We start from the raw sequence: 20,917 nt of genomic DNA on the forward strand, positions 1-20,917 counted from the left end.
GAATTTCATGAGCTCAGCAGTCATTGTTTCCACCGCACGCACCCCCCTGGCCAAAAGCTGGAAGGGCTCTTTCAACATGACGCACGGCGCCACCCTGGGCGGCCACGCCGTCGAGCATGCGCTCAAACGCGCCGGCATCGAGGCCGGTGAAGTCGATGACGTGATCATGGGCTGCGCCACGCCCGAAGGCGCGACCGGCGCCAACATCGCGCGCCAGGTCGCGCTGCGCGCCGGCTGCCCCGTCACCGTCTCGGGCATGACGGTCAACCGTTTTTGCTCGTCGGGCCTGCAGACCATTGCCCTGGCGGCCCAGCGCGTGATCGCCGGCGAAGCCGACATCTATGTGGCCGGCGGCGTCGAAAGCATCTCCTGCGTGCAGCAGGAAATGAACACCCACATGCTGCAGGAAGCCTGGCTGGCCAAGAACAAGCCCGAGATTTACTGGAACATGCTGCAGACGGCCGAGCAGGTCGCCAAACGCTACAACATCTCGCGCGACCGCATGGACGAATACGGCGCGCTGAGCCAGCAAAAGGCCACGGCCGCGCAGGCCGCGGGCCTCTTTGAAGCCGAGATCGCCCCCATCACCGTGACGGCCGGCGTGGCCGACAAGGTCATGGGCCTGACGACCAAACAGGTCACCGTCAGCAAGGACGAAGGCATACGCGAAGGCACGACCAAGGAAGGCATCAGCGGCATCAAGCCGGCGATTCCCGGCGGCGTGATCGCGGCCGGCAATGCCAGCCAGTTCTCCGACGGCGGCGGCGCCGTGGTCGTCATGAGCGAAACCGTGGCGCAAAAGAAAGGCCTCAAGCCCCTGGGCCGCTTCCTCGGTTTTGCGGTCGCCGGCTGCGAACCCGACGAGATGGGCATAGGCCCGGTCTTCGCGATCCCCAAGGTGCTGGCCAAGCTGGGCCTGAAGATTGACGACATCGACCTCTGGGAGCTCAATGAAGCTTTTGCCGTGCAGGTGCTGTACTGCGCCGACAAGCTGGGCATTCCCATGGACAAGCTCAACGTCAACGGCGGCGCGATTGCCGTCGGCCACCCCTACGGCGTGACCGGCCAGCGCCTGACGGGCCACGCGCTGATCGAGGGTAAGCGCCGCGGCGCCAAGCGCGTCTGCGTGACCATGTGCATTGGCGGCGGCATGGGCGCGGCTGGCATTTACGAAGTCCTCTAAACCGGGCAAGCACCATGGATGAAACCCTGCTCCTTCAGAAAGGGCAGGTGTTTCCTGCCTTCCCGCCCGCCTGCCAGCCGGGGAGCCCGTCATGAGCCTCAGGCCCACGCTGGACTTCCTGCTGTACCAATGGCTGGATGCCGAGTCGCTGAACCAGCGCGAGCGCTTCGCCGACCATTCGCGCGAGACCTTTGACGCGGTCTTTGATACCTGCGAGCGCATCGCGCGCGAGAAATACGCGCCCTTCAACCGCGCGGTGGACACGCAGGAGCCGCATTTCGACGGCGAAAAAGTGATATTGCCGCAGGCCACGCATGATGCGCAGAAGGCCTATGCGGCTTCCGGCATGCTCAGCGCCGCGCAGGACTATGAAGTCGGCGGCATGCAGTTGCCCTATACCGTCGAGGCCGCGGCCAACGCCTTTTTTGCCATGGCCTCGGTCAGCATAGGCTCCGGCCTCTTGACCACCGGCAATGCCAACCTGCTGATGGTGCACGGCACCGAGCTGCAAAAAGAAGTCTTCGCGAAGAACGAATTCTCGGGCCGCTTCTCGGGCACCATGTGTTTGTCCGAGCCGCAGGCCGGCTCTTCGCTGAGCGACGTCACCACGCGCGCCGTGCCCGACGGCGAAGGGTTTGAGGCCGACCCGCTGGGCGCGCGCTACCGCCTCAAGGGCAACAAGATGTGGATCTCGGCCGGCGAGCATGAGCTGACTGACAACATCATCCACCTGGTGCTGGCCAAGATACCGGGGCCGGACGGCAAGCTGATCCCCGGCACGCGCGGCATCTCGCTGTTCATCGTGCCCAAGAAAATGGTCAATACCAGAGGCGAGCTCACCGGCGTGCGCAACGACGTGGCGCTGGCGGGCCTGAACCACAAGCTGGGCTGGCGCGGCACCACCAACACCTTGCTCAATTTCGGCGAAGGCAAATACCCGGTGGACGGCCAGGCCGGCGCCGTCGGCTACCTGGTGGGCAAGCCGCATGAAGGCCTGCGCTGCATGTTCCACATGATGAACGAGGCGCGCATAGGCGTGGGCACGGCCGCCACCATGCTGGGCATGGCGGGTTATTACGCCAGCCTGGACTACGCCAAAAACCGGCCGCAGGGCAGGCCGGTGGGTGTGGGCGGCAAGGACGCCTCCCAGCCGCAGATCCGCATCATCGAGCACGCCGACGTCAAGCGCATGCTGCTGGCGCAAAAAGCCTATTGCGAAGGCGCGCTGGCGCTGGAGCTCTACTGCGCGCGCCTGGTGGACGAAAACCATACCGCCGAAGCGCAGGCCGCCGACGACGCGCGCCTGCTGCTGGAGGTGCTGACGCCGATCGCCAAGAGCTGGCCCAGCGAATGGTGCCTGGAGGCCAATTCCCTGGCCATCCAGGTGCACGGCGGCTACGGCTACACGCGCGACTTCCCGGTGGAGCAGTACTGGCGCGACAACCGCCTGAACATGATCCACGAGGGCACACACGGCATCCAGGCCATGGACCTGCTGGGCCGCAAGGTGCTGATGGAAGGGGGCAGGGGCTTGCAACTGCTGGCCGCCCGCATCAATACCACGATTGAAAAAGCCATACAGCAGCCCGCGCTGGCGGTGCATGCCAACGCGCTGGGCAAGGCGCTCCAGCATGTGGGCAGCGCCACCAAGGCGGCCTGGGCCACGGGCGAACCCGGCGAGGCCCTGGCCAATGCGGTACCCTATATGCAGGCCTTCGGCCACACCGTGCTGGCGTGGCTGTGGATGGACGTGGCCCTGGCCAGTCTCTCATTGTCCGCGGATGCACCGCATGCGGGGCGAATGGGGGCCATGCGCTACTTTTATCATTACGAGTTACCCAAGATCGACGCCTGGCTCAAGGTGGTTGAAAACCGCGACCTGACCTGCGCCGAGCTGCCCGAGGAGGCTTTTTAATGGCATTTTTCAAACCGTCCGCCGACCCTGTGTCCAACAAGAACGTGGCGCGCCTGCAGGCCCTGATCTGGATACTGATCTACGGCGGGCTGCTGACCCTGGTGCTGGGCCTGTCGGTCCAGCGCACGGACGACGCCATAGGCTGGTCGCTGGTGGTCGTCGGCGGCCTTGTCGCGGCGGTGGGCTTTTTGCTGATCTACGTGCGCTCCCGCATCAACGTGGGGCCCTGAGCAGCGCCTGGACGGAAGTCGCCGCCACGACAGCAGGGACTGCAAGCGGCGCGATGTTGTGCCAATATGGCGAGGTCCGACCCAAGTGAAAACATCGCAGCCGCGGCTGCCTGACACCACCCTCATTTCAACACCATCATCCCCGCCCGGCACAAAGGGAGGGCGCATGAACAACACACACAGGAGACCCTCCATGACCCGTAGCATCCAGCAACTGTTTGACCTCAAAGGCAAGACCGCCCTCGTGACCGGCGGCTCGCGCGGCCTGGGCCTGCAACTGGCCCAGGCGCTGGGCGAGGCCGGCGCCAAGGTCATCCTGAGCTCGCGCAAGGCCGAAGACCTCATCGAGTCCGCCGCCGAACTCAAGGCCGCCGGCATAGACGTCGACTGGATCGCCGCCGACTGCTCGAAAGAAGAGGACATACGCGCGCTGGCCGACGAGGCCATCAAGCGCCTGGGCCATGTCGACATCCTGGTCAACAATGCCGGCGCCGCCTGGGGCGCGCCCGCCGAAGACCACCCGGTCGAAGCCTGGGACAAGGTCATGAACCTCAACATCCGCGGCTATTTCATCCTGAGCCAGCACATCGCCAAGCACAGCATGATCGCGCGCAAGTCCGGCCGCATCATCAACGTGGCCTCCATCGCCGGCCTGGGCGGCAACCCGCGCGAGATGACCACCGTGGCCTACAACACCTCCAAGGGCGCCGTCGTCAATTTCACGCGCGCGCTGGGCTGCGAATGGGGCAAGTACAACATCACCGTCAACGCCATCTGCCCGGGCTTTTTCCCGAGCAAGATGACCGTGGGCACCCTCAAGGCGCTGGGCGAGGAAAAACTCGCCTCGCACGCGCCGCTGGGCCGCCTGGGCGACGACGAGGACCTGAAGGGCCTGTGCGTGCTCTATGCCTCGGATGCCGGCAAACACATCACCGGCCAGTGGCTGGCCGTCGACGGCGGCGTATCAGTCGTAACGGGTGGTTAAGTAGAGATGGGTTGGGAAGAGCTGATGGACTTCGGCGCCGATATCCCTTTTGTCAGGCATCTGGGCTTTGAGCTGGAGCTGTTCACGGGCGGTGCCTCGGCCATAGGCTATACACCCCAAGCCGAGCACCTCAACTCTTTTGCCGTGACGCACGGCGGCGCCATCATGACGCTGCTGGACGTGACCATGGCCACGGCGGCGCGCAGTGTGCAAAAAGACATGGGCGTGGTCACCATTGAAATGAAGACCAGCTTCATGCGGCCGGCGCCCGGCGACGGCAGCCGGCTGACGGCCAAGGGCCGGCTCATGCACCGTAGCGCCACCATGGCGTTTACCGAAGCCACGCTATACGATGTGCTGGGCCAGGCCTGCGCGCATTCGACCGGTACCTTTAAATACGTCAAACGCAAGCCCGCTGCCGGCCAGGCGGACGCGCCCGGCGGCGCGATTTCCACCGATTGACGCCCCCCCGCCGCGGCCCGAACGCGGCACACGATTCACAGGAGACCCCCATGCCCATCAACCAGCAAATCCTTCTCGACAACCGTCCCACCGGCGAGGCCAGCGCAAGCAACTTCATGCTGGTCTCCAGCGACACGCCGCCCCTGCAGGACGGCCAGGTGCTGGTGCGCCACCACTACCTGAGCCTGGACCCGTATATGCGCGGCCGCATGAACGACTCCAAAAGTTATGCCGCGCCCCAGCCGCTGGGCCAGGTCATGATTGGCGGCACGGCCGGCGAGGTGGTCGAAAGCCGCTCGCCCAAGTTCCAGCCCGGCGACAAGGTCGTCGGCATGGGCGGCTGGCAGGAATACAGCGTGGTCAGCGCCGACCAGCCCGGCGCGCTGCGCAAGGTGGACACCACCCATGTGCCGCTGTCGCACTACCTGGGCGCGGTCGGCATGCCCGGCGTCACCGCCTGGTACGGCCTGGTCAAAATCATAGAACCCAAGGCCGGCCAGACCATGGTGGTCAGCGCCGCCACCGGCGCCGTGGGCAGCGCCTTTGCCGCGCTGTCCAAGGCGCGCGGCTGCCGCACGGTCGGTATCGCGGGCGGGCCCGACAAATGCAAATACGCGGTCGATGAACTCGGCTTTGACGCCTGCATCGACTACAAGCTGCACGCCGACGCGGCCTCGCTGTCCAAGGCCTTGCGCGATGCCTGCCCCGACGGCATAGACGGCTATTTCGAGAACGTGGGCGGCATGGTGCTGGACGCCGTGCTGCCGCGCATGAACGCCTTCGGCCGCATCGCGCTGTGCGGCGTGATCGCCGGCTACGACGGCCGGCCCTTGCCGCTGGCCCACCCGGCGCTGATTCTGACCAGCCGCCTCAAGCTCGAAGGTTTTATCGTGGCCGAGCACATGGAAGTCTGGCCCGAAGCGCTCAAGGAACTCGGCACCCTGGTGGGCACCGGCAAGCTGCGCCCGCGTGAAAGCGTGGCGCAGGGCATTGAGTCGGCGCCTGAAGCGTTTCTGGGTCTTCTTAAAGGCAAAAACTTCGGCAAGCAGCTGGTCAAGCTCATTTAAGCCAAACCCCGCAGGAGGTTTGCCATGAACCCCACCCATGAAGTCTTCAACCAGCCCGCGCCGCTGTCGGACTACAACCTGCTGGCCAGCAACCGGCCGCTGCGCGATGCGCTGAAATTCAACGCGCCCGGCCTGGACAGCACGGAACTGGGCCAGCTGGGCGCCGCGCTGGGCAGCAGCGCCATGCAGACCCATGCGCGCCTGGCCAATGTGCACGGGCCGGTGCTGCACAGCCACGACCGCTTCGGGCGGCGTGTGGACCAGGTGGAGTTCCACCCAAGCTATCACGTGCTCATGAAGCTGGCGACGGGTGCGGGCCTGCATGGCACGCCCTGGACCGATGAGGCGGTGTCCCCGCATGTGCGGCGCGCCGCGGGCTTCATGCTCTTCACCGAGCTGGAGCCGTCGATCCTCTGCCCCATCTCCATGAGCTATGCGGCCACGCCCGCGCTGCGCGGCAACACGGCGATTTACGCCGATTGGGGCCCCAAGCTGGCCAGCCGCGCCTACGACGCCGAACTCAAGCCCTGGCAGGCCAAGGCCGGCCTCACCATGGGCATGGGCATGACCGAAAAGCAGGGTGGCTCCGACGTGCGGGCCAACACCACGCGGGCCGAGCCTTCGGGCCGCGACGGCTGGGGCGAGCGTTATGCCATTACCGGCCACAAATGGTTTTTTTCGGCGCCCATGTGCGACGCCTTCCTGGTGCTGGCCCAGACCCAAAGCGGCCTGAGCTGTTTTTTCTTGCCGCGCGTGCTGCCCGATGGCAGCCTCAACACCATCCGCATCCAGCGCCTGAAGGACAAACTCGGCAACAAGGCCAATGCCAGCTCCGAGGTGGAGTTTGAAGGCGCGCAGGCCTGGCTGGTCGGCGAGGAAGGCCGCGGCATTCCGCAGATTCTGGAAATGGGCACCATGACGCGGCTGGACTGCGCCCTGGGCACCAGCGGTTTGATGCGCCAGGCGCTGGCCCTGGCGCTGAACCATACCTCCCAGCGCAAGGCCTTCGGCAAGCTGCTGGTGGAGCAGCCCTTGATGCGCAATGTGCTGGCTGACCTGGCGCTTGAATCCGAAGCCGCCACGGCACTGGCGATTCGCCTGGCCCGGGCCTTCGACCGGCCGGGCGATGCCCACGAAGCCGCCATGGCGCGCCTCTTGACGCCGGTTGCCAAGTTCTGGATCTGCAAGCGCGGCAGCCACTTCGCGCAGGAGGCCATGGAATGCCTGGGCGGCAATGGTTATGTGGAGGAGGGCGGCGAGGGCATCATGGCCCGCGTCTACCGCGAGATGCCGCTCAACTCGATCTGGGAAGGCGCTGGCAACATCATGGCGCTGGACTTGCTGCGCGCCCTGCGCAAGGCCGATGCCGTGGCCGCGCTGGCGCAGGAGCTTGCCGCAGCCAAAGGCGCGCACCCGGCGCTGGACAAACTGGCCGCCGCCTTGCCCACGCGCATTGAAGACATGGCCAGTGAGGTCGAAGCGCGCCGCCTGGCGCAGGACGTGGCGCTCGCGGTGCAGGCCGCGCTGCTGCTGCAGACGGCACCCTCGGCCGTCTTCGGCGCTTTTTGTGATTCGCGCCTGGCCGGCAACTGGGGCCAGTCCTTCGGCACGCTGGGCGCCGGCACCGATTTCAACGCCATCATCGCGCGGGCCATGCCTCGTTAATCCCACAAAAAATCCCGGAGACACCCATGAGCGAGCTGATTCTTCACCACTACCCCACATCGCCCTTCGCCGAAAAAACGCGGCTGATGCTGGGCTACAAAAACCTGGCCTGGAAGTCCGTCATCATCCCGATGATCATGCCCAAGCCCGACGTGGTGGCGCTCACGGGCGGCTACCGCAAGACGCCCATACTGCAAATTGGCGCCGACATTTATTGCGACACCGCGCTGATCAGCGACGTGCTCGAGCACCTGCAGCCCACGCCTAGCCTTTACCCCGAGCCCAGCAAAGGCCTGGCGCGCACGCTGGCGCACTGGGCCGATAACACGCTGTTCTGGACCTCCATGGCCTACAACAGCCAGCCCAAGGGCATCGCGCAGATCTTCGAGAAAGCGCCGCCCGAAGCCGCGCGCGCCTTTGGCGAAGACCGCAAGGCCATGAGCTTTGGCATGCCGCGCCTGCGCGCCGGCGATGCCGCGGCGGCCTACAAGTCCTATCTGCGGCGCATCTCCGACATGCTGGACGACAGGCCCTTTCTGCTCGGCGAGGTGCCCTGCATCGCCGATTTTGCGATGTACCACCCGCTGTGGTTCACGCGGGTGCAGACCCCGGCGCTCGCCGGCATCCTCAAGCTCACGCCGGCCGTGCTGGACTGGATGGACCGCATGGCCGCCATAGGCCAGGGCAGTTCTGAAAAACTCAGCTCCGCCGACGCCATCGCGGTGGCCGCCGCCGCCACGCCCGCGCCGCTGCACGACGAGCTGTTCCAGGACGAGCACGGCATCCCGCTGGGCACCCTGGTGCAGGTCACCAGCGAAAGCTTCGGCCCCGAGCCCACCGAAGGCGAGCTGATTGCCGCCACGCGCATGCATTACACGCTGCGCCGCAGCGACCCGCGCGCCGGCACCGTGCACGTGCACTTCCCGCGCATAGGCTATTCATTGAAAGCAGCTACCCGCGCATGACCGGCATCATCACCTGGCGTTTCATCCCCTTCAAGGCGCTGACCACCCTGGAACTGTATGAATTGCTGCAGCTGCGCAGCGAAGTCTTTGTGCTGGAACAGGCCTGCGCTTTCCAGGACCTGGACGGCGCCGACACCGAGGCCATGCATTTGCTGGGTGTGCGGGACGGCCGCCTGGCCGCTTATGCGCGCTGTTTTGCCGCCGGCGTGAAATTCGCCGAGGCCAGCATAGGCCGCGTGGTCACCCATGCCTCGGCGCGCGGCGGCGGAACTGGCCATGTGCTGATGAAGGAGGCCGTTGACCGTCTGCAAGCGCACTGGGGCCCGCAAGCCATACGCATAGGGGCCCAGGCGCGGCTTGAAAAGTTTTACCAGCAGCACGGCTTTGTGCAGAACGGCGAACCCTATATCGAAGACGGCATACCGCACATCGAGATGCTGCGGGCGGCCTGACTGACCCGAATGACCTGAACTACCTGAGTTCCCTGGGTGACACGCGCAAGGGCGCGCCTCATGGACAATTTTCCTATTCAAGCTATCAAGGAAGACACGCAATGATCACGGACTTCAAAGGCAAAACCGCGGTGCTGACCGGCGCGGGCTCCGGCTTCGGCCTGGAATGCGCGCGCCTGGGCGCCAAACTCGGCATGAACCTTGTGCTGGTCGACGTGCAGCAGGACGCGCTGGACAAGGCCGAGGCCGAAATGAAGGCCGCCGGTGCCCAGGTGCTGTCCTTCAAGCTCGACGTCTCCAGCGCCGCGCAGATGGAGGCCATGGGCCAGGCCGTGTACGGGCGCTTCGGCGCGCCGCACTTCGTCTTCAACAACGCCGGCGTGGGCGCGGGCGGCCTGATCTGGGAAAACAGCCTCAAGGACTGGGAATGGGTGATGGGTGTCAACGTCATGGGCGTGGTGCACGGCGTGCGCATCTTCACGCCCATGATGCTCGAAGCCGCCGCCAAAGACCCGTCATGGCAGGGCCACATCGTCAACACCGCCAGCATGGCCGGCCTGTTGAATCCGCCCAACATGGGTGTCTACAACGTCAGCAAGCATGCCGTGGTGGCCCTCAGCGAAACCCTGTACCAGGACCTGGGCCTGGTGACCGACCAGGTCGGCGCCTCGGTGCTGTGCCCCTTCTTTGTGGCCACCGGCATAGGCATGAGCCACCGCAACCGCCCGGCAGATCTCGCCGCCGGCAAGCCCACCAAAAGCCAGATGATCCAGCAGGCCATGACCGGCAAGGCCGTGGGTTCCGGCAAGGTCACCGCGGCCGACGTGGCGCAGCTGGTGTTTGACGCCATCGCCAGCAACCAGTTCTACATCTACAGCCACCCCAAGGCCATTAACTCGGTGCAGACCCGGCTGGAAGACGTGCTGCAGGCACGCAACCCGACCGACCCGTTTGCCGACAAGCCCGAGATAGGCCAGCAGCTGAAGGCCGCCTTGCGCGGCGCCTGATGCGCCGCATCTGCCTGGCCCTGGCCGGCCTGTTGCTGGCCGGTTTGCCTTGGGCCGCCTGGGCCCAGCAGGCCACATGCCCTGACGGCAAAAAGGCCGACGGCATTGAGCGGGCAGGGGACAGCCGGCACTGCCTGGTCATACGCACGATTGCGCCCGCGCAGGCTTCGACCCGCACCACGCCCAAGGTGCTGGTCGTTTTCCTGCATGGCGACAACGGCGGGCGCACCGAACTGAAGGCCGACAGCGGCGCTGCCGCCATGCTCTCCGAAAAACTCCAGGCCGTCACAGTCGCGGTGCAGCGGCCCGGCTACCGCAGCGACCTGGGCACGTCCGACGGCCAGTCCAGCCCGGGCGACGACGACTACACGCCGCAGAACATCGAGATCGTGGCCAGCGCACTGCAAAACCTGCGCAGCCTCAATCCCAATAAAAAAATCCTGCTGGTCGGCCATTCAGGCGGCGCGGCCATGGCGGCGCTGCTGGCCGGCCGCTTCCCCGGCAGCGCTGATGCCTACCTGCTGGCCGCATGCCCTTGCGATGTGCCCGCGTGGCGGCAGTGGCGGGCCGGTTCGGCCGGCAAGAAAGGCGCCTGGACCAGCCTGTCGCCGCTGGCCGAAGCCGGCAAGCTGCCGCCGGGCACCCTGGTCAGCCTGGTGGTCGGCAACAAGGACGAAAACACCTTGCCCCTGTTCAGCGAAAGCTACACCCGGGCCTTGCAGGCGCGCGGCCTCAAGACCCGCGTGACCTATGCGATGAACGCCACCCATGTGTCGGTGCTGCGCTCGCCGGAATTCTTGATGCTGGCGGGGGAATTGGCGGAGACGCTGTCGAAATAGAGGGGCTGAGCTATTCTTGGCCTTTCGTTCACCAACGGCCGCCACCATGCTCAAACCCCTGACCTCATTTTTCGCCGCCGCGTTAATGGCCGCCAGCCTGTTGCTGGCCGGCTGCAACGACGCCCCCGAAGCGTCCGCACCCAAACCCGCGGCGGCCGCAGCTGTTTCGGTGGACGCCATCGCGGCCGAGGCCAAGGGTTTTATCGCCGGCTCGCAAATGAGCAAGCGCACCGTCTATGTGTTTTTTGACGCGCAGTGCCCGCACTGCGCCGTGCTGTGGGAGGCCGCCAAGCCTCTCAAGTCCCAGGCCAAGTTTGTCTGGATTCCCGTCGGCATCCTCAACGCCGCCAGCACCTCGCAAGGCGCCACCTTGCTGGCCGCCGGCGACCCGGTGGCCGCCATGGATGAACATGAAGCGTCCATGAAAGCAGGGCGGGGCGGCATCAGCGCTGCCAGCAGCATAGACCCGCAAAAAGACGCCGTTGCCAAAAACACGGCCCTGATGACCCGCATGGGTTTCAGCGGCATCCCCAGCATCGTCGGCATCCATGCCCAGACCGGCGCGGTGGTATCGCAGGAAGGCGCCTTGCCGACGGCCGCGCTGGCGGAGCTGCTGGGCTTGCAGGTGCCGGCGCAGTAAGCCGTATCAGTGCCAGCTGGCGGCCAGCACGGGCGCCAGCGCGGTTTGCTGCGCGACCGTCAAGGTCGTCTGGCCCATGGGCGGCGGTGCAAAGGCGGCCATGGCTTGCACCAGGTTTTGCACCTGCGTGTCCAGCAGCAGCTTGCCGTCGCCGGCTTTGATCTGCTCTACGTGGTAGGCATTGCCCATATACCAGTTCTCCACGATGGCCTTGTCACCCGTGCCGATGATGCTCACTTCCAGGTTGCCGCCGGCTTGGCGGAACCACAGTTGGCTGGCAATGATACCGGCCTGGAACTGCAGCACGTCAGTTTTACCGGCCGTAGTGTCATACCCCAGCACGGTATCCACGCCATAACCACGGCCCATGAGGAAAGTATCATTGCCCGCGCCGCCGACCACCATGTCCTTGCCCGCTTGGCCATCAAGCACATCATTGCCGTCACCTCCGTGCAGGAAGTTGGCCGCCGCATTGCCGGTCAGCATATTGGCCAGAGTATTGCCGCGGCCATCGATGGCTGCGCTACCGGCCAGCTTGAGGTTTTCAAGATTGGCTCCCAGCGTGTAGCTGACACTGGCCTGCACCGTGTCCATGCCGGCGTTCACCTCTTCAATCACCAGGTCACTGGCGTTGTCCACGACATAGCAGTCGTTACCCGCGGTTGGCCAGGCTTTTGTTAAATGAATGTCAAATACCCATGTGCTACTCATGGCAAGGTGAATCGCCCAGGCTGCAACCCACACCGCAGCCAAGGCAAATGAACTGCTTGGTGACCGGAGCTCTTCAACGGCCGCTACAAGCGTCATATATAGGGCAGGCATCGAAAGCGCGTAGGTAAACACCACGACAAAAAAACGCGGGATCACGTTAACTCCTCATCACAAAGATCAGATTACCGATAGAACGCGACGACTTTATGAAGTTGGCGGCTTGATTGAATTGGAACTTCGGTAAAGCGAAAGCGATGAAAGCAAAAGAGGATGCGTCCGAGCAATTCAGGCCGATTCATTTCGGCAACCCACTCAAAAACAAAGCGCGGAGCTTACAAGCCAAAGCGCGCAACTTCCGGGTGTCGCATCGTCCCCAGGCAACAATCGTGACTCCTTTGCCCGCAAAAAGACATTGGCCTAAGTCATTTGGTTTATCTGGCGCCTGATCGGAAGGGGTGCGACCGGCCTTTGTGTCCATGCGCAAGGAGAACCACAGACAACGAATACACAAGGACGATGCTTATCGTGTGGTTTTTCCAGGCAACAGCGAAACAGGCCGTTCTGCATGCGGGGCGATGGTCCCATTGCTTCCCAGGTTGCAGCGCCACGACCCGGCCAGCCACAGGGCCACCGTCTCCTCATGCGCGCACTGCAGCGCGCTGACGATGTCGTGGCCCTCGATGTTTTCGCATGGAGGCTCGTACGGCTCACGGCAGCAGAGATGCCAGAGGTTGTTGGCGTGGTAGATCTCACTCGGCAGCCCGGCCGGCAGCGGGCCGCCGCCCTTGGCCGCCTGCCCGTGCCGCCAATAAGTACCCGCCATGTTGGCCATGTGCGGCAAGCTTGGGTTGAATAAGGGTTCGCGCATTTTCTTGACTCCTTCACGGTTTCACGGTGTGGATGTCTTGCGGTCTGCTGTTTTTCAACGCAAGACGGTTGAACCGGTGCGGAGCTTATGCGCTGTGCCGGGCGCTTGCTGGGCTATCGCCACTTCTTTGTCCGCGGATGGACAAAGTTTGGCTATTTGGGTGATATTCACTTCTTTGCGGCCTGCGCCGCTGCACACCGGGCGTGCGCGCGCCGGCCCCGGGCGGTGGGCGAGGAGGTGCCCGGCCTTAGAACAGCACGCGGCTGCGTATTGTCCCAGGCACCTCGGCCAGCTTGGCCAGTGCCATGTCGGAATGCGCCGCGTCGATGTCGATCACCACATAGCCCACGGCCTCGTTCGTCTGCAGGTACTGCGAGGCGATGTTGATGCCGTTGCCAGCGAATACCTTGTTGATGTCCGAGAGCACGCCGGGCACGTTGCGGTGTATGTGCAGCAGGCGGTGTTTGCCGGGGTGGGCGGGCAGCGCGACTTCGGGGAAGTTGACGGAGGAGGTCGAGGTCCCGTTGTCGCTGTACTTCACGAGTTTTTCGGCGACTTCTATGCCAATGTTTTCCTGGGCTTCCATGGTGGAGCCGCCCACGTGCGGCGTGAGGATCACGTTGTCCAGGCCGCGCAGCGGTGACTCGAAGATGTCCTTGTTGCTGCGCGGCTCCACGGGGAAGACGTCGATCGCGGCGCCCAGCAGCTTCTTGTTTTTCAGCGCCTGGGCCAGCGGCTCGATCTCGACCACCGTGCCACGCGAGGCATTGATCAGCACGCCGCCGGGCTTGATGGCGGCGATTTCGGCCGCGCCCATCATCCACTGCGTGGCCTGGGTTTCAGGCACATGCAGGCTCACCACGTCGGACTGGGCCAGCAAGTCCTTGAGCTGGGCCACCTGGCGCGCATTGCCCAGGGGCAGCTTGGTGACCACGTCGAAGAACACCACATGCATGCCCAAAGCCTCGGCCAGCACCGAGAGCTGCGTGCCTATGGAGCCGTAACCGACGATGCCCAAAGTCTTGCCGCGGATTTCATACGCGTTCTCGGCCGACTTGAGCCAGCCGCCGCGGTGCGCCACCGCGCTTTTTTCGGGTACGCCGCGCAGCAGCAGGATCGCCTCGGCCAGCACCAGCTCGGCCACCGAGCGGGTGTTGGAGTAGGGCGCGTTAAACACCGCGATGCCGCGCTCGCGGGCCGCGACCAGGTCGACCTGGTTGGTGCCTATGCAAAAGCAGCCGACGGCGGCCAGCTTGCCGGCCTGGGCAAACACCTCGGCCGTGAGCTGGGTGCGCGAGCGTATGCCGACAAAATGCACGTCGGCGATCTTGGCCTTGAGCTCGTCGTCGGGCAGGGCGCCCGGCAGGCTTTCAATATTGGAGTAGCCCGCGGCCTTGAGAACCTCCACGGCGGAAGGGTGTATGCCTTCGAGCAGCAGGAATTTGATTTTGTGCTTGTCGACCGAGGTTTTGTTCATGGAGGCGGCGCGGTGCTGAGTAAAGGGCCACCCAGTATGACGCATGCCAAATACCCATGCAGGCGGGCGGTTGGTGCCGCCAGGCCCTTTGCCGCGGTCTCGGCCGGCGGCCCTGGCACTCAATGCCAGGCAGCCGCCAGTACTGGCGCAAGCGCCCTCTGGTAAGACGGCGGCAGTGTGGTCTGCCCCGCGGCCGGTGGCGCAAAGGCGGCCATGGCTTGCACCAGCTTGTCGACGTCGATGTGCTGCAGGGTCTTGCCGTCATGGATTCTCATCTGCTCCACATGGTGGCGGGTGCCCAAGTACCAATTCGTGATGGTCACCATGTCGTTGGTGCCGATGATGCGCACCTCCAGGTCGTTGGAGACCCGGCGCAGCCACAGCTGGCTGGCCTGAATGTCTCCTCTGAGGTGGTCATTGAATACCAGCTCATCCCGGCTGCCGGCGGTGGGGTCATCTTCTTCCACCACGTCCGCTCCATAGCCACGCCCAAACCAGTAAGAATCCCCACCAGCCCCACCGGCCAAAGTGTCGCGCCCATCCCCACCCATCAGGCCGTCGTCGCCGTCACCGCCAAGCAGCCTGTCGTCGCCGGCGTCGCCCCACAGGATGTCGTTGCCGTTATCGCCCTGCAGGAGATCGTTGCCGCCTCTGCCATACTGGTAGTCGTTGCCCTCCTGGCCGAAGATGCTGTCGTTGCCTTCTCCGCCATCAAGCAAGTCATTGCCTGCGTCCCCATTGAGCCGGTCATCGCCCGCCTGGCCATTCAAGGTATCGTTGCCGTCGCCGCCCGATGCCGTGTCGTTGCCGTTCTCGCCATTGATCGCGTCATCGCCCGCCTGGCCATAGAAGCTGTCGTTGCCATTGCCGCCCAGCAGGGTGTCATTGCCGGCTCCGCCGTCCAGGGCATCGTCGCCCTCATCGCCCTGCTGGTAGTCATTGCCGTTTTCGCCGTAAAGCTGGTCGTTGCCGGCCTGGCCGAACAGGCTGTCGTTGTTATCACCACCCCACAGGGTGTCGTTGCCCGCGTCGCCATTGAGCCGGTCATCGCCCGCCTGGCCGTTCAAGGTGTCGTTGCCGTCGCCGCCCGATGCCGTGTCGTTGCCGTCGTCGCCCTGCAGGAGGTCGTTGCCGCCTCCGCCATACTGGGCGTCGTTGCCCCCCTGGCCGAAGATGCTGTCGTTGCCTTCTCCGCCATCAAGCAAGTCGTTGCCCGCGTCGCCATTGAGCGTGTCGTTGCCCGCCAGTCCCCAGACGGTGTCCTTGCCGGCAAGTCCGGACACTGAGTCGTCGCCGTCGGTGCCCATCAGGCTGTCGTCGCCGTCCGTGCCCACCAGGCGGTTGACGGGCGCGCTGGCGATGCTGGCCGGGCTTTCCCGGGTGCCGCCGCCATCGGTATAACTGACGGCCAGGCGCACACTCCGGCCGGCAAGCTGGGGCGTGAGCGTGAGGCTGGCGGCCGTGGCCCCGGCGATGGCGCTCCAGGTGAGCCGATCCGCCGAAACCTGCCATTGGTAGCTCACAAGGCCCAGGCCGTCCACATCGGTCACCGTGCCGGTCAGGCTATTGCCTTGGCGTATTGTCGTTGTGCCCGTGATGGGGGCTGTGCCGCCCTGCAGCCTGAGCTCGACCTTGGGCGCGTCGTTGACGGCCGTGATATTGAAGCTCAGGGTGTTGGGCGCGGAGTCAAACAGGCCATCCTGGCTCTGGACCGAAAGCAGCATGCTGGCATACCCGCACCGCCATAAAGGATGTCGTTGCCCAGTGCGGCGAACACGCTGTCATCGCCACCGCCCCCTGAGAGCGTGTTGTCTAACGCATTCCCCGTCAGGCTGTCGTCGCCTGATCCGCCCACGGCGTTTTCAATCTTCGCGCCGAAGGCAATGGCGATGTTTTTGGTCATTCCCGCCGCGTCGCTGAAGGCGCCTTCGTTGAGGTCTATCCGTGACGCCGTGGTGTAGCCCGACAGATCCAGCGTATCGATGCCGCCGGCATCCCAGATGCACAGAACGGGTTTTGTGTTGACGCTAAAGTTGAAAATTCCAGCAATATCCCCCAGGCCCGAGGCATTAAAACCGTAAGTGGTGTTGCCTGTTCGGGTGCTCATGTTGGCGCCGTAGGCTTTATGCACTGCGGCGATGTCATGGAGTTGCGGCGTTTGGGGAAACTTGTTCCTGTAATCGGCGCCGCTGAGACTCGCGGCTGGGTATGACATGACCGCGTATTGATGGGTGTCTTCCGCATAGACACCAGAATAAACTTTGTTTGAATCGTTAGTCGTATGGGAAAGGCCAATGCCATGGCCAATTTCGTGAAGCAACACCATACCAGGGCCCCAGGGGAGGCCTAGGTGGGGTAGCGACGTACCACTGTCCCAGACGGTTTTTTTGATAAAGACCTTACTCTGCTTAGCAAAGTGGTCCCCTCTATCTTGTGGATCAGCAGGATTAGGCCACTCAGTGATTCCGTCCCAGGCCTCATCACAGTCGCTAGTTGCGAAATAGATGCACTTGACCCCGCTACCGGGATCTGGATCGGGAATCTCGTCCACCAAGTTGAAGCGCACGTTCGCGACATCAGCCCAAAGCCTGAGCGCCAACTGCGTTTGACGCTTTTGCTCCTCCGTAAACGGGATACCCATTAGATATCGCTCGTCCTCGTCGTGGCGACTAGCCAGTGTCTCCAGCTCCGACTGTGAATAGAAATGGTAGGTGTAGGTTACGGGCAAACCTCCGGCAGGGGTGGCCCACTCGCGTATGAAATTGTCTGCGGCTTGCTCGGAAGTCCAGTGGGGCAGAGGTGCTGGCATGGCGTGCGTCCTTGGGGTCTTGGTGGGCCGGGATAAGGTTTCACCCTGGCTCCCATTTGCCGCTCTTGTTCGCGGCATCCGCTGGCCCCGTCAGGAAAGCGAATCAGGTCACCATGGCTGTGTGAGTAAATAGTAGTCATGGCCGCATGGTGACCCGAGCGGAATTGTTTTCTTGCGGACAATTTTTGTGAACTTCTGGGCTATACCGCTATTCCAGCACCCGCCCCGTGGAGGGGTAGTTGCGCGACAGCACCTGTTCGTCGGTGAGGTCCTGGCCCTGCCAGATGGTGACTTCCGAAGCGCCGGCGCCCAGGGCCATCTCGTGCAGGGCCCTTATCTCTATCTGGGTGAAGCCGCCGGCCGGGTCACCCTGGGGATGGAAGACCACGCGGGGCGCGGCGGCGAGGGCGCTGCCCTTGGGCAGCTTCTTGATAAAGGCCTTGATCAACTGCTGGCCCAGCGTGAAGTCGGACACCAGGGTGCGCGGATGGCTGAAAGGGTTGAGCACCTGCGCCGACTTGCTGGATTTGTACAAGGCGGCTTCGTCGCCGGCGCCCAGCAGCTTGGGCTTGGGTCCGCGCGAGAGGGCGATCTCGGGCACTTCAGACACCAAGGCGCCGGTCTTGACGTTGCGCACCGTCAGGCGAAACGGCGACAGGCGTATGTACAACGGTGGCTGGAAAAGATCGAACATGGTGCGAAAAATCCCCGTGAAATTCAGCCTTCAGAAAAAACGGCTTTCAGCGCCGCCAGCAGCCTGGCGCCCGCCAGCTTGAGTCGCGTCTTCAGGCGGCGCGCCACACGCCAGGCCCAGGAAGCCCTGGCCTGCGCGATGAGCTTGTCTTTCCAGGCCTTCCAGGGCGTGTAGAGCCGCGCGAACCAGGCCATGCGCATCAGCGCCGGTTGCGTCAGCTGGAACAGGCGGGCCGCCATTGCCGTTCCCGCAATCTTCGCTGCAAGAATCAAGCCCAGCCCGATGGTGATATGGCCCTGGCCGAAGAGGTACAACGCCAGCAGTTTGACGGGAATCAGCGCCAGCACGGGCACGCCGAAGGCCAGCAGCGCGGCCCAGGGCGGCAGGCCGGTGATGAAGCGCTCCAGCCGGCCCCACCAGGGCAGCCGGCCCAGCGCCGCGAAGGCAGCGGCCAGCGGTTCCCAGCCCCATTCCTCGAACAGCAGGAACAGGGCCACCGGGGCCAGCAGCAGGCTTCGCAGGATTTTTTTGAGTCTGTTCACGCGGGCTTGGGCTCAGAAGGACGTGGGGTAAGCGCGGCTCCATCCCAGCAGCAGCGCACCGGCCGCCACAGCCCAGGCCAGGGTGGCGGCGGCCAGTGTCACGGTTAATGTGGTCCGCACGCTGAGCCAGTACACCGCCAGCAGGTAAGCCGCATAAGGAATCAGCGACCACAGGCCGAACAGCGCGGTGGCGCGCAAATCGGCGGCACTGCGTTCACTGCCCACCATGTAGTGCGCGATCAGCGCGAAAGTGGGGAACAGCGGCACCAGTCCGGCGATGACAAAGTTGCGCGAGCGGGACAGCAGGGCAATCAGCAGCACGGCCAGCGCGCCCAGCAGGCATTTGAGGAACAGCGAGATCATGCGAAAAAGAAAGAAGGGCGCGCGGGGCGGCAAGAAGGCATGCGGCAGAGTTTAGCGAAGGCCGGGCGCCGGGCTTCAGGCCTGCTTGCGCATGGCAAACACCCGCGCGTCCGACAGGTCCGGCACCACGGCAAAACCCAGGCGCTCGTAAATCGCCAGCGCCGGGTCGTTGTCGCGATAAACACGCAGCGTGAAGGCCGTGGCGCCGACGGCGCGCGCGGCCTCGGCCATCAGCAGTTCGCACAGCGTGGTGCCCAGGCCCTGGCCGCGCGCCGTGGGCGCCAGGATGATGCGGGCCAGGTGCGCCACGCCGGGGTCGCGCACCCAAAACTGCCCGAAACCCAGGGCCGGGGCCGCCGGGCCGCGGCTCATCACAAAGCTGTTGGCGCCGGGCTCGGCCAGCAACTTCGCGAGCCGTGCCGGCCTGAACGGATACTTCAGCTTGGGTCCGGCCCAGCGCAGGCAGGTGTCGGCGTCGCGGATCCAGCCGCCCAGTGCCAGGTAGTCGGTGGCCTCAGGCGCGCGCAAGCCGGGTGGCAGTGAAGAGGGCGAGGGCGCGGGCCGGGGATCCATTGCGCCATTGTGCGGCAAGCCCCAATTTTCCTAAACCGGGCATTGCAGGCTCACGGCTTGGAGGGTCTTGCCGGTTTTGGGGTCGAACACCACGAGGTTGACCTGGCGTTCATGGCCGGGGGTGGCGGCGATGCTGCGAAAGGCCAGCTTTTGCGGCGTCGCGCTTTGGCCGGGGTATTCACCCGCCTGGGCGTACTGGCGCACCACAAAGTCGTGCTTGAGAACGGCGCCGGCGTTTTCGCCGGCCTGCACCTTGGAGTTGTGGCCGTGTTCGGTGACGGTCCAGTAGGCCGCCCACGAAGGCGACAGCTGTCGCCCGGCCACCGGCGTCACCACGGCTTCGAACTGGTCGGCGCCCAGCTGCGTCAACACGATGGCCGCGCGCGCCGGCTCCTTGCCGCCGGGCGGCCTGGGGCCCCAGGCCGGCAGGTCCTTGCCGTTGAGCACGGCTTGCGGGGTGTAGACGCTGCGCAGGCCGTTGCGGGCGGCCACCTCGTGCTGGCGCCGGGTGTAGGCGGGTGCGGCAAAGCGGTCCACCCAGCCTATGTAGTCCCAGTAACCGACGTGGAAGGCCTGCACCACCATGCCCGAGCCCTTGAGCGAGGACAGCCATTTGTCGGCGGGCGGGCAGGAGCTGCAGCCTTCGGAGGTGTAGAGCTCCATCACCGGCGTGACCGCCGGCCCCGACGCGGCGCTGCAGGTGTTTTGCGCCGCAAACACGCCGCAGCTCAGCGGTAGCAAGGCAGCGGCGATCCAGGGTGAAGGGTTGGGCATGGGCGTCTCCAATGGCGTTGAAGCAGCGCCGCACCCGAAAAGGGCAGGCGGCTGCTGATGGCCGTTGGTCGCGCGGCGCCGGGCTTTCTTACAGCGCTACACCCTCATACCAGGGGCATGGTCAGGTGGTCTTTTTGCAGGCTGTTCATGCCGTTGCGCCGCTCAAGCTGGTCTTCCAGCTGGCCCACGTGGGCCGCCACGCTGTTGTCGATCTGCTCCAGCCGCGCCAGCAGGGCTTGCTGCTGCTGGGCAAACCGTTCGGCCAGCACGGTGGCCGCGGCGGCCTCGCGGTGCTGGGCGGCCAGCGCCTGCACCTCCAGGTAGCTGCGCAGTTCGGTGAAACGCGAGGCCTCGGCCTTGTCGGCGAGTTCGCGCTGGGTGTTGAGTTCGCGCGCGTACTTGCGGGTTTCCAGCAGGTGGGTGCTTTGGATATAGAGCGTGCTGGCCAGGAAGACCACGGTGGCGATCACCAGCAGCAGCAGCATGAGCAGGCCCAGCGACACCTGCACGGTGGTAAAGCCCAGGCTCAGCATGCTCACGCGCGTGAACTCGTCAAGGTTGAGGGCAACCAAACCCGACAGCAGCAGGATGCCTACCACCAGCAATATCGTGCGGATTCGCATATCAGTCTCCCCTGGAATAAATGTAAGAAATTGCTTTTCAGCCCGGCTCAATTATTGGGAGCGGGCCCCGGGT

The 20,917-nt window shown here is 64.6% G+C and carries 23 protein-coding genes; 12 read left to right on the forward strand and 11 right to left on the reverse strand.

The features are described 5' to 3' along the window. Positions 1-7 precede the first annotated feature (7 nt). From AC1D09_RS10210 to AC1D09_RS10265, 12 genes are all read left to right on the forward strand, one after another. Positions 8-1,183 carry an acetyl-CoA C-acyltransferase gene (locus AC1D09_RS10210; RefSeq protein WP_074574256.1) on the forward strand — a complete coding sequence of 392 codons (1,176 nt, stop codon included), beginning with the start codon at positions 8-10 and terminating at the stop codon, positions 1,181-1,183. A 91-nt stretch (positions 1,184-1,274) separates the two neighbouring features. Then, entirely contained in the window at positions 1,275-3,098 is a 1,824-nt protein-coding gene (locus tag AC1D09_RS10215; RefSeq protein WP_477663110.1) for an acyl-CoA dehydrogenase, read from the forward strand. Further along, complete coding sequence (locus tag AC1D09_RS10220) at positions 3,098-3,328, forward strand: hypothetical protein (RefSeq protein WP_477663111.1); 231 nt, start codon at positions 3,098-3,100, stop codon at positions 3,326-3,328. The genes AC1D09_RS10215 and AC1D09_RS10220 overlap by 1 nt, the downstream gene beginning before the upstream one ends. Before the next feature lie 193 nt (positions 3,329-3,521). Continuing rightward, on the forward strand, positions 3,522-4,313 hold the full coding sequence (locus AC1D09_RS10225; RefSeq protein ID WP_477663112.1) for an SDR family oxidoreductase: 792 nt from the start codon (positions 3,522-3,524) through the stop codon (positions 4,311-4,313). 6 nt (positions 4,314-4,319) lie between these two features. Then, the gene (locus AC1D09_RS10230) at positions 4,320-4,775 is read left to right on the forward strand and encodes a PaaI family thioesterase (protein WP_477663113.1); all 456 of its coding nucleotides are present in this window, start codon (positions 4,320-4,322) and stop codon (positions 4,773-4,775) included. 50 nt (positions 4,776-4,825) lie between these two features. Next, the gene (locus tag AC1D09_RS10235) at positions 4,826-5,842 is read left to right on the forward strand and encodes an NADP-dependent oxidoreductase (RefSeq protein WP_477663114.1); all 1,017 of its coding nucleotides are present in this window, start codon (positions 4,826-4,828) and stop codon (positions 5,840-5,842) included. A gap of 24 nt (positions 5,843-5,866) precedes the next feature. Beyond that, entirely contained in the window at positions 5,867-7,507 is a 1,641-nt protein-coding gene (locus tag AC1D09_RS10240; RefSeq protein WP_477663115.1) for an isovaleryl-CoA dehydrogenase, read from the forward strand. Positions 7,508-7,533: 26 nt separating this feature from the next. Then, the gene (locus AC1D09_RS10245; RefSeq protein ID WP_477663116.1) at positions 7,534-8,472 is read left to right on the forward strand and encodes a glutathione S-transferase family protein; all 939 of its coding nucleotides are present in this window, start codon (positions 7,534-7,536) and stop codon (positions 8,470-8,472) included. Continuing rightward, positions 8,469-8,924: a GNAT family N-acetyltransferase gene (locus tag AC1D09_RS10250; protein ID WP_477663117.1), complete on the forward strand. Its 456-nt coding sequence runs from the start codon at positions 8,469-8,471 to the stop codon at positions 8,922-8,924. The genes AC1D09_RS10245 and AC1D09_RS10250 overlap by 4 nt, the downstream gene beginning before the upstream one ends. Positions 8,925-9,025: 101 nt before the next feature. After that, positions 9,026-9,931 (forward strand): SDR family oxidoreductase, encoded by a 906-nt coding sequence (locus AC1D09_RS10255; RefSeq protein WP_477701038.1) that lies wholly within the window; start codon positions 9,026-9,028, stop codon positions 9,929-9,931. Beyond that, entirely contained in the window at positions 9,931-10,770 is an 840-nt protein-coding gene (locus AC1D09_RS10260; RefSeq protein ID WP_477663119.1) for an alpha/beta fold hydrolase, read from the forward strand. The genes AC1D09_RS10255 and AC1D09_RS10260 overlap by 1 nt, the downstream gene beginning before the upstream one ends. A 46-nt stretch (positions 10,771-10,816) precedes the next feature. Beyond that, positions 10,817-11,410: a DsbC family protein gene (locus tag AC1D09_RS10265; protein ID WP_477663120.1), complete on the forward strand. Its 594-nt coding sequence runs from the start codon at positions 10,817-10,819 to the stop codon at positions 11,408-11,410. Between the two features lie 6 nt (positions 11,411-11,416). Here the strand turns inward: AC1D09_RS10265 and AC1D09_RS10270 are convergent, their stop codons facing one another. The 11 genes from AC1D09_RS10270 to AC1D09_RS10320 form a co-directional block, all read right to left on the reverse strand. After that, the gene (locus AC1D09_RS10270; protein ID WP_477663121.1) at positions 11,417-12,277 is read right to left on the reverse strand and encodes a calcium-binding protein; all 861 of its coding nucleotides are present in this window, start codon (positions 12,275-12,277) and stop codon (positions 11,417-11,419) included. 364 nt (positions 12,278-12,641) lie between these two features. Beyond that, on the reverse strand, positions 12,642-12,989 hold the full coding sequence (locus AC1D09_RS10275) for a hypothetical protein (RefSeq protein ID WP_477663122.1): 348 nt from the start codon (positions 12,987-12,989) through the stop codon (positions 12,642-12,644). A gap of 247 nt (positions 12,990-13,236) precedes the next feature. Next, positions 13,237-14,466, reverse strand: a complete 1,230-nt coding sequence (gene serA, locus AC1D09_RS10280) for a phosphoglycerate dehydrogenase (protein ID WP_477663123.1) — start codon at positions 14,464-14,466, stop codon at positions 13,237-13,239. Between the two features lie 119 nt (positions 14,467-14,585). Next, positions 14,586-16,190, reverse strand: a complete 1,605-nt coding sequence (locus AC1D09_RS10285) for a calcium-binding protein (protein WP_477663124.1) — start codon at positions 16,188-16,190, stop codon at positions 14,586-14,588. Further along, positions 16,133-17,275 (reverse strand): M10 family metallopeptidase C-terminal domain-containing protein, encoded by a 1,143-nt coding sequence (locus tag AC1D09_RS10290; protein ID WP_477663125.1) that lies wholly within the window; start codon positions 17,273-17,275, stop codon positions 16,133-16,135. The genes AC1D09_RS10285 and AC1D09_RS10290 overlap by 58 nt, the downstream gene beginning before the upstream one ends. 208 nt (positions 17,276-17,483) lie before the next feature. Then, a complete protein-coding gene (locus tag AC1D09_RS10295; protein ID WP_477663126.1) occupies positions 17,484-17,969 on the reverse strand; it encodes a rod shape-determining protein in 486 nt (161 codons plus the stop codon). Positions 17,970-17,992: 23 nt separating this feature from the next. Next, positions 17,993-18,511, reverse strand: coding sequence for a hypothetical protein (locus tag AC1D09_RS10300; protein ID WP_477663127.1), 519 nt, complete (start codon positions 18,509-18,511; stop codon positions 17,993-17,995). A 12-nt stretch (positions 18,512-18,523) separates the two neighbouring features. Further along, positions 18,524-18,874: a GlpM family protein gene (locus AC1D09_RS10305; RefSeq protein ID WP_477663128.1), complete on the reverse strand. Its 351-nt coding sequence runs from the start codon at positions 18,872-18,874 to the stop codon at positions 18,524-18,526. Between the two features lie 75 nt (positions 18,875-18,949). Then, complete coding sequence (locus AC1D09_RS10310) at positions 18,950-19,447, reverse strand: GNAT family N-acetyltransferase (RefSeq protein WP_477663129.1); 498 nt, start codon at positions 19,445-19,447, stop codon at positions 18,950-18,952. Positions 19,448-19,477: 30 nt separating this feature from the next. Then, entirely contained in the window at positions 19,478-20,221 is a 744-nt protein-coding gene (locus AC1D09_RS10315) for a DUF1223 domain-containing protein (protein ID WP_477663130.1), read from the reverse strand. Between the two features lie 104 nt (positions 20,222-20,325). Continuing rightward, a complete protein-coding gene (locus tag AC1D09_RS10320) occupies positions 20,326-20,844 on the reverse strand; it encodes a hypothetical protein (protein ID WP_477663131.1) in 519 nt (172 codons plus the stop codon). Between the last annotated feature and the right edge of the window lie 73 nt (positions 20,845-20,917).

The organism is Polaromonas sp. P1_A2 (genome assembly GCF_056406895.1).

Coding starts and splice junctions, on each gene's coding strand:
- AC1D09_RS10210 (WP_074574256.1), top strand. CDS start 8: ATGAGCTCAGCAGTCATTGTTTCCACCGCACGCACCCCCCTGGCCAAA.
- AC1D09_RS10215 (WP_477663110.1), top strand. CDS start 1,275: ATGAGCCTCAGGCCCACGCTGGACTTCCTGCTGTACCAATGGCTGGAT.
- AC1D09_RS10220 (WP_477663111.1), top strand. CDS start 3,098: ATGGCATTTTTCAAACCGTCCGCCGACCCTGTGTCCAACAAGAACGTG.
- AC1D09_RS10225 (WP_477663112.1), top strand. CDS start 3,522: ATGACCCGTAGCATCCAGCAACTGTTTGACCTCAAAGGCAAGACCGCC.
- AC1D09_RS10230 (WP_477663113.1), top strand. CDS start 4,320: ATGGGTTGGGAAGAGCTGATGGACTTCGGCGCCGATATCCCTTTTGTC.
- AC1D09_RS10235 (WP_477663114.1), top strand. CDS start 4,826: ATGCCCATCAACCAGCAAATCCTTCTCGACAACCGTCCCACCGGCGAG.
- AC1D09_RS10240 (WP_477663115.1), top strand. CDS start 5,867: ATGAACCCCACCCATGAAGTCTTCAACCAGCCCGCGCCGCTGTCGGAC.
- AC1D09_RS10245 (WP_477663116.1), top strand. CDS start 7,534: ATGAGCGAGCTGATTCTTCACCACTACCCCACATCGCCCTTCGCCGAA.
- AC1D09_RS10250 (WP_477663117.1), top strand. CDS start 8,469: ATGACCGGCATCATCACCTGGCGTTTCATCCCCTTCAAGGCGCTGACC.
- AC1D09_RS10255 (WP_477701038.1), top strand. CDS start 9,026: ATGATCACGGACTTCAAAGGCAAAACCGCGGTGCTGACCGGCGCGGGC.
- AC1D09_RS10260 (WP_477663119.1), top strand. CDS start 9,931: ATGCGCCGCATCTGCCTGGCCCTGGCCGGCCTGTTGCTGGCCGGTTTG.
- AC1D09_RS10265 (WP_477663120.1), top strand. CDS start 10,817: ATGCTCAAACCCCTGACCTCATTTTTCGCCGCCGCGTTAATGGCCGCC.
- AC1D09_RS10275 (WP_477663122.1), bottom strand. CDS start 12,989: ATGCGCGAACCCTTATTCAACCCAAGCTTGCCGCACATGGCCAACATG.
- serA (WP_477663123.1), bottom strand. CDS start 14,466: ATGAACAAAACCTCGGTCGACAAGCACAAAATCAAATTCCTGCTGCTC.
- AC1D09_RS10285 (WP_477663124.1), bottom strand. CDS start 16,190: ATGCTGCTTTCGGTCCAGAGCCAGGATGGCCTGTTTGACTCCGCGCCC.
- AC1D09_RS10290 (WP_477663125.1), bottom strand. CDS start 17,275: ATGCCAGCACCTCTGCCCCACTGGACTTCCGAGCAAGCCGCAGACAAT.
- AC1D09_RS10295 (WP_477663126.1), bottom strand. CDS start 17,969: ATGTTCGATCTTTTCCAGCCACCGTTGTACATACGCCTGTCGCCGTTT.
- AC1D09_RS10305 (WP_477663128.1), bottom strand. CDS start 18,874: ATGATCTCGCTGTTCCTCAAATGCCTGCTGGGCGCGCTGGCCGTGCTG.
- AC1D09_RS10310 (WP_477663129.1), bottom strand. CDS start 19,447: ATGGATCCCCGGCCCGCGCCCTCGCCCTCTTCACTGCCACCCGGCTTG.
- AC1D09_RS10315 (WP_477663130.1), bottom strand. CDS start 20,221: ATGCCCAACCCTTCACCCTGGATCGCCGCTGCCTTGCTACCGCTGAGC.
- AC1D09_RS10320 (WP_477663131.1), bottom strand. CDS start 20,844: ATGCGAATCCGCACGATATTGCTGGTGGTAGGCATCCTGCTGCTGTCG.